The sequence below is a fragment of the Candidatus Accumulibacter vicinus genome, assembly GCF_000584955.1.
Classification (GTDB): Bacteria; Pseudomonadota; Gammaproteobacteria; order Burkholderiales; family Rhodocyclaceae; genus Accumulibacter; species Accumulibacter vicinus.
The window spans coordinates 44,249-55,559 of sequence record NZ_JDSS02000030.1; the positions used below are offsets into that span (position 1 = coordinate 44,249).

Here is an 11,311-nt window from a genome sequence, read left to right on the forward strand (position 1 = left end):
GATCGCCAGGGTCATGAATTGGCACCGCGGCGCCCGTGCAGAAGCTGTTCAAGGCGATCGCCCAGCCAATGAAAGCCAATGTGTTCCTGCTCCAGCCGCAGCCTCGCACGGATGCGGTTGTCACGCAGTTCGTCGTAGAGGGCACTTTCTTCAGGCGTCAGTCTGTGCAGGTCCACCAACAGCGGCTGCTCCTCGCAGCCCCAGACCGGGGCATGCGCATCCAGGGTCTCCCTGTCCATCAGGAACGACTCGACGTGACCAAAGTAGCCACGCAGCTGATCCAGGATGCCAAAGCCATGGGTATCGATGTCGCCCCAATAATGGATTGAGCAGTTCTGCAACCAATGACTGCGGGCCAGCGCATCCCAACCGTAACCCGCACCAAAAATAACCATGGCATCACGAACCCGCGGGAAGGCCAGAAAATTGATTTCATTTTCGGTGATGAACATGCGCCGCACAGCGAATTCCATACGACTGAAGTTGTCGGCATCCAGGGTCACGTCGGGGCATACCGAGCCGGGTACTGCATGATTCGCCGGATCAAGCACCCGAAAGCGAATCCGCGCCGGCTTTTCGAGAAACCCGTAACGGGCAGCAAACTGGCCGACACCCGTCTTGCCGAGGTCCACAGCGTCTCCGGGCAGTGCCAAATCGAGCAACTCGGCCAGCACACTGCGATGCGCTTCGATGAATTTGCTGTGCACGCCCGGCAGGTCCACCTGCCGCAAATAAATGCCGGGGCGAGGATGCTCGACGAGCCAGGCCACGACTGCCAGCAATCGGGGCCATTCGGCGGACAGTGCCAGCGCCTGCAGGGGGCGCTTTTCCAGCCAGGGCAGCAAGGCGGGGTGTGTTTGCCGGGTTGCCGAGACCTGTGCCGAAAAGCGAGCCCACTCTCGACGCTTGCCCAGCCAGGTCAACGCCTCCTCCAGGGTTTCGATCCAGGCGGTCGCAGGCAGTTTTTGCACCCCCTGGACGCGGTGACGAACCTCCTGCCATTCGAGACACACGGAATCCGTGGCTGCCAATTCAGCGGCCCAAGCGCGAACGGCCTCAAAGCGATCTGTGATGTCAGCCGAACTCGGGGACTTGAGCGCCAGGCGCAAAGGAAAGCGAGCATTGCCCGTCACCGCGTCGCGCAGGAGTTCACCACGCTCCCACAGTCGCGCCAGTTGCGCCTTCAATTCCTTTGCGCCGGTCCACGTCACTGCGCCAACACCGCCTTCTGCACCCGGTATTCCTCAATCGACAGATTGCGGAGCTTGGAGGCTCGCCCGCCCTCGTTGTGCACAAACCCGACGCTGGATACGTACGGTTCGATGATGTGAATCTTCTGCAGCGGCGTCACGATGAGCAGTTGCAGATTGAGCTGCCGGAACAGTTTCAGGCCGTATTGCGTGGATTCATCAGAACCACGGCCAAAGGCCTCGTCGATCACCACGAAACGGAAAGATCGCGAGCGCACCGCACCCCATTCCAGTCCGAACTGATACGCCAGACTGGCGGCCAGGATGGTGTACGCCAGCTTCTCTTTCTGCCCTCCCGACTTGCCGCCAGAGTCGGAGTAGTGCTCGTGTTCGCTGTCGTCCTCACGCCAGCGCTCGCTGGCAGCAAACAGGAACCAGTTGCGCACGTCGCTCACTTTCGCGGTCCAGCGGCGATCCTGTTCTGACAGGCCCTCGCGCCCGCGGAAGCGGTCAATGATGGCTTTCACCTGCAGGAACTTGGCTTCGGAGTACTGGGCATCATCCGACCCCGTCACGGCCCCCTCGGTGCACGCGCGCAGCTCCTGCTGAAAGTCCCGGATCTCCGCGTCCGGACTGGGCTGCGACTCCAGCACGATGTAGCGCCCCGGGTTGTAGTCGATCTCGCCCAACGACTTGTTGATGTGCGCGATGCGTTCCTTGATGGTTCCGCGCTCGCGCGCCAGTTGGGCGTTGAAGTTGGCGATCTCGTTGATCGTGTTGACGTTGAGCAGTTCCTTGAAACGCGCCACAAAGCGCGGCAGGTCGTCCCGGTTCAGTTGCGTCAGCAGGTTCTCGTACTCGAAGGCCGCGTCCAGGCTGGCATCCATCTCGGCGGTTTCAAGCTTGAACGCATCCTTGAAGGAAGCCATGGCCTTGATGATTCTCTCGGCCAGCCGATTTGCGATCTTGGTTTCGTTGTCGATCCGGGTTTGCAACCAGCCGCGCACGTCCTGTTCGCGGTTGTCGCAGGACTCCACGGTCAGTTGATGCTCGCCCAGGGCCTCTGCGCGCATGACTTCCAGCGTCGCCGCCAGCGCTTCATCCACGACCGCGCCGGCAAGCAGCAGCTCGGTCTGTTGTCGAAGTTCCTGAGTATCCGAGCGGCGCTGTTCCAGCTTGGCCCGCTTCTCGCGCGAACCTTGCAACTCCGTGCCGGTTTCCTTTTGCGCCCTCTGCAGCTCGCGCAGGTTTTCGTTGAGCTGCTTGAGGACATCGGACGCCGATTCCAGCCGGCTCCGCTCATCCGTCAGTTGAGCGATCTCGGTGGCCACGCTGGCCCAGTCCAGCTCCTCGAACGCGGTGAACTCTTCAAGGCGAATCAGCGCATCGAGACGGCTCGTCAGTCCGTTGCGTTCCTTCTGAATTTCACCGATCCGGCTGCCGACGTCGCCGAGCTGCGTTTCAAGCTGACGGCGCCTGCTTTCCAGTGCGGCGATCTTGGCGCTGTTGCTCCAGCCCAGGACATAACGGCTCCGGTCATCGATGCGGTGGCGGTCGTCCTTTTCGTGTCGGCCGCTCGGATCCTTGATCTGGCCGGCGCGGGTGATGGCCCGCGTCTCCCGGCGGAACTGTTCTTGCGTGGCGCAGCAGACCACGTCGAAACGATGGGCAAGCTCGCGTTCCAGCCAGTCGTAATGCGGGGAATCAGGCTTGATGGCCAGCTTGCGGAGCAGCGAATCCCGGTGCAGATCGGGCAATTCGCCGGCCTTGCGCGGCCGCACATGGAAGTACACCAGGCGGCCGCGCAGATGGGCAGCATCCACCCATTCGGCGACGGCCTTGTAATGGGCATCGGGCACCAATAGCGCCAGGCCGAATCCCCGCAGCAGACGTTCGGCTGCGCCCTCCCAATCGCGCTCTTCGACGCGCACCTGGATCAGTTCGCCGGCAAAGGGCATCTCATCGACATCGATGCCCAATGCCGCACAGAGCGCGGCGCGGATCTGGATCTGCGGATCATCAATGTTGCTGCGGCGGCGCTTGAGGCTTTCGATTTCGGTGCTTTGCCGATCGTGTTCCTGCTTGCCCTGACGCAAGGTCACGCCGTGTTCGGTGAGGGCGTTCTGCAGATCGGCATCACGATTGCGTGCTTCCTCTCGCCAGCTTTGGTACTTGCCCCGCTGCGCGGCGAAGGTCGAGGCATCCACCGCCACCGGCTCGCCCAACACGCTGGCCAACTCCTGGTAGCGCCCGGCCTTGGCTTTGCGCGCATCCCGCAGCAGTTCTCTCTTGCGAATCTCGGCGGCGAGACGTTCCAGTCGGTCACCGCCGTTGTCGTTGATCGCCTGCTTCAGCTCATCGACCTGGCGGCCTTGCTCCTCATGGATGAGCTCGAGCCGTCGTCGCTGACCATCCACACGATCCCATTCTTCGGCCAGCAAGCCCAGCCGCTTGTCGATCAGACCCAGCTTCAGGCCGGCGAAATGGGAGCGAAGGCTTTCCCGGCACCCGCGCAGGGCTTCGATTTCGGTCACCAGCGTACTGTGGCGGCCACAGTCGGCAACCAGGGGAGTGAGCCGTTCAACCTGCTGCCGGGTTTTCAGCACCGCCTGATGGGCACGGTTGAGATCGTCGAAGTGACCGATCAAGGCCTGAATGCGCGGGGCCACCTCGAAGGGTTCCAACATATGGTTGCGCACGAAATCGGTCAGGTTGCCCACCGACTTCATCGAGACCGTCTGGTGAAACAGCTCCAGCGCCTGCTCGTTGTCGATACCGAAACGGCGGCGAAACCAGGCCGCATAGGGTGGAAAGCTGTCGCTCAGCTCGGCACCCAGCCGACGCAGTCTTTTGCGCAACTGGGCAATGTCCGAGCCGAAGTGGGCAAAATCGGAGGCAATCGACAGCCCGCGTTCGGCACCCAGAAAGAAGCGGGCCGGTTGCCCCTGCGCGTCCTTCATCCAGAACACCTGCGCCAGCGTCACCGTCTGGTCATAGCCTGCGTTGTGGAACACGCCCAGGATCACCGAGTAGCTGTTCTGGTCGCGCAGCGATACCGGCCTGGCCGCGCCTGTGACTTCGTTGCGCTCGGATTTGTAGTGACCGAGCACGTAGGAACGCAAGGTTCGTTCCTTGCTGTCCGCGCCCGCCGCCTTGTTGTAGGCGATCCGGTTTGCTGGCACCAGCAAGGTGGTGATGGCATCCACCAGCGTCGATTTGCCCGAGCCGATATCGCCCGTGAGCAGGCCATTCTTGCCATCCAGTTGCAGCGTCCATACCCGGCTGTCAAAGGTGCCCCAGTTGAACACCTCCAGACGGGTCAGGCGAAAGCCCGACAGGGTGTCATCTGCCACAAAGTCCAGACCCAGCGATGGCGGCTCATTCATGGTCGGCCCCCTCCCCGGCAGGGGTCACGCCCGCCAGTTGTGACTGGTAACTGGCTAGGCGCGCGTCGAATTCGGCCAGCCATTGGGCATCGACGAAGGCCTTCAGGATGCGCCGCACCTCGTAGCTCGTCGCGCCAGCCGAAGCACCGCTGGCAGGCTTGAGCTTGTGCAGAAACCCAAGTTCGACCACCTTGTTGATCGTGGTCTCGATCTGGTCGACCAGCCTGGCTTCATTCGGACCATCGGGCAGGAACACCCGCACCAGTTCCACGATGTCGTCACGACCGAGTACCAGGCGCGTATCACCGCCCCCGGCATCGAATTCGGCCAGTTTCTTGCGCAACAACGCAAGTAACAGACTCACCGGAAAGGACAGGGGCCGGCGCGCCACCAGACGCGGCAAGCGGGGTGCGGGGTCGTCATCGGCAGGTTCCGGCCGGCTTCTGAAAAAGGCATAGCCTTCTGCCTCGTCCAGCACCAGATCAAGGTTCAGTACCGCCGCGTAGTCACGCACCTGGACCTGCAGATTCAATAGTGCCGCCCATTGACGCTCGTCGCCATCACGGTACAGCACGCTTTTGAGCAGGCTGATGAGCAACATCGACAAATCCGCAACGGGCGCGGGCGCTACGGCACGTGCTTCGTCGGTTCTTGAGTGCGGCTCTTCCATTCCTCGCCCCCTCCTGTTGTGCTTCAGCGCATGAAAAGCACGCGTGGCAGGCGCGCGCTGCGGGTGATTTCCTGACCATCGATTGCCCGCGACTGCCAGCGGATGGGTTCTGGCGTGTCCTCGTCGACCACCGTACTGAATGTCCCGCTGCCCAGTTGCAGGTAGGCCACCAATTCGGCCAGCCCCTGTTGCAAGGGTTGGGTAAGCACCAGCTCGCTCAGCGTGATCTGCGCCCGGTCCTGCAAGGCGTGGCGGATGTGGCGTATCAGGCGTGCTTTGTCCACGACCACCTGATCGAACAGCGCCGAGGGATCGATGTCCTGATCGCCTGCCTGCAAGGCCAGGTCGGCAATGACCGGCTTGGTTGCCGGCGTGAACAGGGGGCGCTCCATCGCCAGCTCGATGTCGGCTCGCGCCTCGGCCATCTCCATCACCGTGCCTGCCGGTGGTGACCCGCGCAGGGCCAGCGCCTTGCTCTCGATACCGTGCAGGATGTCCATGATCCGGCGGTTCTCCAGCCAGGCCCGATCATCGAGAAAGCGCCGCAACTGCTGCGACAAGGCAGCCACCGTGCGCTGGGTATGCTCGCCGGCTTCCATCCAGTCATAATGGACGCGGCGCATTCTGCTGTCGGGTTTCAGATCCGTCACGGCGGGAAGCTGCAGCACGCAATCCAGCAGTTCGGTCAATTCCTCCTGCCGACGGCTGGACAGCAGAAAGTCCCAGAACGCCCGGAAACTCTTGCCCTGATCGGAATCGGCAATCGCCTCGCGCTCGCCCATGATCTCTTCCAGCAGCGCGCCCTTGCTGCCTTCCCACAGGGCAATGCGTTCGCGCACGCGCCGGTCGAGCTGGCGGAAGTTGTGCTCCACCTCGCGAAAATCCGTCAGCAATTCGCGCGCGCCCTGCATGAATTGCTGAAAGCGATCCTTCAGTGCCGTATCGTCCAGCAGCGGCACATCGCCCGACAGCACCCGCGCCATCTCGGCGTCGATGTCATCGCGCTTCTTGCGCAATTCGGCCATGCGCCTGGCTGGGTCGGCCTCGCTGCCCTCGCTCATCTGCTTGAGCAGATCAAACAGCGTCAGCAAGCGCGACTCGGTGCCAATGAACTGCCGCTCGGAGAGTTGTGCCAGCCAGGCAATGGCCTTTTCGGTCGCGGGCGTCAGGTCAAATTGCGCCTCGTCCGTGCCAGGCTTGTAGAACTTGCGCAGCCAGCCCTTGTCGGGTGCGGCCCAGTCGTTCAGGTAGTCCAGTGCCGGCTTTGGCAAGGCGGTTTCACCCAGCTGCAGGCGCAGCGCATACAGCTCATCTTCCAGCGCCTCGGCCAGGTCCGCCGCCGCCATCACGCGCACATTGGGGGCCACGAACACTCGTTGCAGAAAGCTCGCCACCAGCGGCGCATGATCCGAACGCAGCAGCCGCCACGCAGGGTGGTGCGTGCGCAGGGCGTCGAGGGTAGCGAAGTCCAAAGCGCTCACTCTTTATTCTTCGGCCGGGTTCCGCGCTGCACCATCCTCTTTTTTCATCCATCATATTGAGGAGATGATCTCACGTTTTGCCAGAACCTTGCAATTTCGAGTTTAGGGTCGCTTGAATGACAACACACTCTAAGGAGCGCGCAGGTGACGACTGCCGTCGAGCTCGACAAAGCCGACGAACGCCGCGCTTTCGGCGAATCCTTGCCGGCAGGCTTACGGCTGTTACCTGAAAACAGAACCCAACCGTAAGCTGCCTCAGCGTCGGACACCCCCCGATCAAGGATGTCCGCGCGTTTGCTCCCAGTCTTCTTGCTACTATCGTCCGTTGCCTACCTGGAAAACAGGGAACGGACGTCTCCGCGTGGCAGAGTCATTGCCGCCAGACCCGACAAGAGTAGTACCAGTGTCCCAGGAAGGGGAAGTATCGGACCCGGCGTCGTGGCTTTCCCATTGATGGCGAAAGAGAAATTGCCCGTTGCGTCGTCCCCCCACGGATCAACGTAGGCCGCCCGGTAGAAATTCGCCCCAACGGCATCGCTCAACAGCCAGTACCAAGTGGCATCCGGATCCTTGACATCGAACTCGTTCACCACGGAGAGATAGAACGTGCTTCTCCCTGCAAGCACGAAGTGGCTTGGCAAGGCCAAGTCGTAGCGATACACATCAGCCCCCGAGACATCTGCCAAGCGAGTTGGTGTGCGCGTCGGAGCCAGGGTGAATTCGACCGCAGGATCAATTGCCGGATGCCCGGATCCGTCATCGGCATGGATGCTCACGCGAAACGCGTCCGGCGACAGTTTGTCCGGGTCGTCGGAATAAGAGCCCCACCAGGTCAGCCCGGATATCGCCGTAGTCGCCGAAAAAACGAAATCGTCGGCGGTTTGCGCTGTAGAAATGCTGGGAAATGCATCATTGCCGCCTAGTGGCAACTGCTTGAAAACGACGCCAGCCCATGCCCCACTGATCAGCGAGAGCCCAAAGAAGAAAGGCAGCGCCGCACGACCGATGGAACGTGGCAATCCTCTAGGGCTCCCGCCCAGGTCATCATCTTCTAACTCACGTTTGCTCATTGCACTCCTCCTAAGGTATTCGACGACAGAAAGAACATTCTTCATCCCACTCAAAGCATGTCCACGTAGCCAGATTTGAACGCCACCAGATCAATCAGATAGTCACTGCCGTGGAGGCTGCCGCTCGCCGCAAACGGACTGGATCCGAAACCGCTTCGATCCTGGTTGGCGTACCCCCCATAGACAAACTCATCGCCATCCTGAACACCCGCCGAGAAAACCGCTTGCGTGAAGCCTTCGGGAGCCGCGAGCGACACCTGTTTGGTCCCATCCGCCCGATCCGCATAGAAGAACAACTCGTCGACCAGTGCGCCGCCGGCATCGAGCAACTGCACCCTGCCAGCCTCGTTCAGCACGGTGCCGTCGTCGTTGCTCAGGAATCGACTCAACAGGAAAGTGATCTCGTTGGCTTCCTCGTCGAGCACGAAGCGCAATCCTTCCGTCCCGTCAATTTCCTGGAGCACGGAACTGGTCGCCTTGGTCTGACCGCTTACCCCGAGATCGCCGGCCGAGATATCGCCCCCCGCGAGCACGCCGCTGCCGGAACTGCCAAAAAGCACCGGCGTGAAGGGCTCGCTGGAATCACCCAGATTGGCCTTGTGCGCTATGCTGACGCCAGAATGCGTCCAGCTTCGCTCCCATGCCCCGGCATCGGAACGAGGTGGCCGCGCCGGCGCGTCGCCGATCCTGAACGACGAGGTGTCGTCGTTCAGGATGATGCCCGCAGCAGAAGCAGCGGCGATCGTTCCGTTGTCCGCGTCATGCAAGCCGACCGTAAAGCTCTCGTTCTTCTCGACCGTCCCATCGCCGCTTACCTCGATGGCAATCTGCTTCTCGTGCTCGCCCGCGGCAAAACTGATGCTGCCCGCGGGCAAGACACCACCGAAGTCGGTGGCATCAGCCGGATGGGCGCCGCTACCGGTAACGCTATAGGCGACGGCGCTCGCCTGACTCAGGTCTCCCGTGCGCGTCACCGTGAACAAGATCTGAACAGTGCCCGCCGAGCCTTCCGGCTTGTTGGCACCCGCAGCCGCAATCGACAGCTCAGGAGCCGCCGAGCTGTCGTCGTTGACTATCAGACCCTCGGCACTACCGGTTCCAATCACTGCTCGCACGGCGTCTGACAGAACAACGCTGAAGCCCTCATCGACTTCGAGCAGTGCGTCGCCCGCAATATCGAAAGCCAGCACCTTGAAGTCCTCACCCGGCTCAAATGTCACGCTGCCCGCGGGCAGGCCGCCCGCGAAATCACTCGCTGCAGCGGGGTTGGCGCCACTACCGGCGACGGCATAGCCCACTATGCTGCGGACGCCGAGATCACCCGTACGTACGACAGCGAATGGCATCTCCGTCGTACCCGTATCGCCTTCGGCAAGGTTCGCGCCAATCCTCCAGATGCCAATCGACGGCAGGGGAGCGTCGTCGTTGACGATCGTCGCCGTTACCGGATCTCCGACGACCAGCCCGCTCGACGGATTGTGGAGCGCCACGGCAAAGCTCTCGTCTGCTTCGTGGTCGATATCACCCGCCACCTGGATGGACACGCGCTTCTCGACCTCGCCAGCGGCAAAGGTCAGCGACCCCATCGGCAGAGTCCCGCCAAAATCCGCGGCGTCGACGCTGCTGCTGCCGGTCGGACCGACAACGAAATCGACGGTCGTGGCTGCGTCGACATTGCCGCTGCGCACCACGACGAACGAGAACTCCGCGGTTCCCTCGTTTCCTTCGCTGCGCGAAGCGTTGATTGGCAGGATCGAGTGCCTGGCGACGAAGGCATCGTCGTTCTCGATCATGCCGAAAGCGGTCGCCTCGCCGACGACTCCGAGGGAAGGATTCCGCAGGGTCACGACAAAGCGTTCGTTCCGCTCGAGCAAATCGTCGCCGGAGACACGCATACGCAGGGTCTGTGCGCCTTCGTCGCGGCCAAATACCAGCGTACCGGCGGGCAGCGCACCGCCCATGAAGTCATCCGCCTCGACCGGGTCGCCGCCAAGTCCCGAAACCTCGTAGTCGATAGTAACGGCGTCGCTCAAGTTCTCCGTTCTCAACACCCGGAAGACAAGTTCGGTGGTCTCGCCATCCGCGCCTTCGGCCTTGATCGCGCTGACGGCTTCGATCTCGAAGCGCGGCAGCACCGTGCCATCGTCGTTGGCGATCGTGGCCTGTGCGCTGACCGTGGCAAATGCTACCCGGTCACGCACCGAGTCATCGACGCTGATCTCCAGCAGCAGGCTCTCGTCGCTCTCGATCTGCGTATCGCCGGCCACCGGAACGGCGACGCTCTTGACGGTCTCCCCGTCGCCGAAGGTAACGACTCCCGCGGGCAGCGCACCGCCCAGATCGCCGGCATCGACCGAACCGCCGACGACCCGATAGCTGACGCTCAACTCGCCGGACGTATTGCCCGAGCGGTGGATGTCGAAGACCAGATCCGTCGAACCGGAGTTGCCCTCGGCCTGTCGGCCGACGCGACTGACCACGGCAAGCACCGACTGCGTCGCGCTCGGCTCAGCAATCACTTCGAGAGCGGCCGACGGATCGACGACTTTCGTCGCGCCGATGACGAAATCCGGGTCATGAGTCAACGCGAAATCGAGTATGGCGGCCTCACGCAAGACCGGATCGGTGATGCCCGCGGCGTCCACGCGCCGCGTGGCCTCGGCGACCACTTCCGGCGCGAGCATGTCCAGCGTCACCGGATGGCTGGGGAAGGTGCGATCGGTGAAGGTTTCAGTGCTCTCGCCGGCAGCGTAATCGAACAAGGAGCTGGCATGGGTTACCCGCCAGGCATCGGCAAACGCTCCATAGAGGTCGGCGAAGGCGATCGGCTGGGCGAACGCCGTTCCATCGGGCAAGGCGAGATCGTCGGCCGTGTTCTGGTTGAAGTTTCCGAGCAACCCCCGCACCGAACCCGGCGCGCGGCCATTGGCGAGAATCAGGGCAAGATCCAGATGCCCGCCGAAATCCTCGGCACTGATCAGGTCGCCGCTGGCCGTGGTCAGCGTATAGGTGTCGCCGCTGCGTTGTACCTGGCCGGCACCGACCGCCAGCGTCGCGCCATCGGCGACTTCGGTCACGACTCCGTCAACCCGCAAGACATCCGCCGCTTCGGTATTGATCGTCACCCGGTGGCCGTCGACGTCGACGGCCAGTGCGCTGATCAGGGACGCCAGATCGCCAACCGGCCGGGTGCGCATCTGGACCGACAGATCCTCGCCGGCGGCGTTCTCGACCAGCACGAACTCGCCGACGGCCTGGAAGTCGTAGGCCAGGCCGTCGAGCGTGATCATGTGCGGATCGCCGCGTGGCCGTGGCGTCGGATCGTTGTCGAGGATCGCTCCCGCTGCAACCGGATTTCCAATTACAACCGTATCTTTGCCAGGATCCTGAATAGTCACCGTGTAATACCGATCGGCCTCATCCACGGTATTATCGAACGAAGCGACGGTTATCGTTTCCCGTGCAGAACGGGTGTGATTCAAAGTGATGCGTCGTTGAGATGACCCCTTTATGC

At 62.3% G+C, this 11,311-nt stretch carries 6 protein-coding genes; all 6 read right to left on the reverse strand.

Annotated elements, in window-relative coordinates:
• Nucleotides 1–11 precede the first annotated feature (11 nt).
• The 6 genes from CAPSK01_RS14215 to CAPSK01_RS23100 all read right to left on the reverse strand — a co-directional run bounded on the left by CAPSK01_RS14215 (nucleotide 12) and on the right by CAPSK01_RS23100 (nucleotide 11,222).
• The gene (locus tag CAPSK01_RS14215; RefSeq protein WP_034927973.1) at nucleotides 12–1,211 is read right to left on the reverse strand and encodes a DUF3322 domain-containing protein; all 1,200 of its coding nucleotides are present in this window, start codon (nucleotides 1,209–1,211) and stop codon (nucleotides 12–14) included.
• Entirely contained in the window at nucleotides 1,208–4,576 is a 3,369-nt protein-coding gene (locus CAPSK01_RS14220; protein ID WP_034927974.1) for an ATP-binding protein, read from the reverse strand. Before CAPSK01_RS14220 ends, CAPSK01_RS14215 begins: the two co-directional genes overlap by 4 nt.
• Nucleotides 4,569–5,246 carry a DUF4194 domain-containing protein gene (locus CAPSK01_RS14225; RefSeq protein ID WP_034927975.1) on the reverse strand — a complete coding sequence of 226 codons (678 nt, stop codon included), beginning with the start codon at nucleotides 5,244–5,246 and terminating at the stop codon, nucleotides 4,569–4,571. The genes CAPSK01_RS14220 and CAPSK01_RS14225 overlap by 8 nt, the downstream gene beginning before the upstream one ends.
• 23 nt (nucleotides 5,247–5,269) lie before the next feature.
• Nucleotides 5,270–6,718 (reverse strand): DUF3375 domain-containing protein, encoded by a 1,449-nt coding sequence (locus CAPSK01_RS14230; RefSeq protein ID WP_034927977.1) that lies wholly within the window; start codon nucleotides 6,716–6,718, stop codon nucleotides 5,270–5,272.
• A 338-nt stretch (nucleotides 6,719–7,056) separates the two neighbouring features.
• On the reverse strand, nucleotides 7,057–7,797 hold the full coding sequence (locus CAPSK01_RS14235) for a hypothetical protein (RefSeq protein ID WP_273703729.1): 741 nt from the start codon (nucleotides 7,795–7,797) through the stop codon (nucleotides 7,057–7,059).
• 50 nt (nucleotides 7,798–7,847) lie between these two features.
• On the reverse strand, nucleotides 7,848–11,222 hold the full coding sequence (locus CAPSK01_RS23100; protein WP_273703730.1) for a Calx-beta domain-containing protein: 3,375 nt from the start codon (nucleotides 11,220–11,222) through the stop codon (nucleotides 7,848–7,850).
• Nucleotides 11,223–11,311 lie beyond the last annotated feature (89 nt).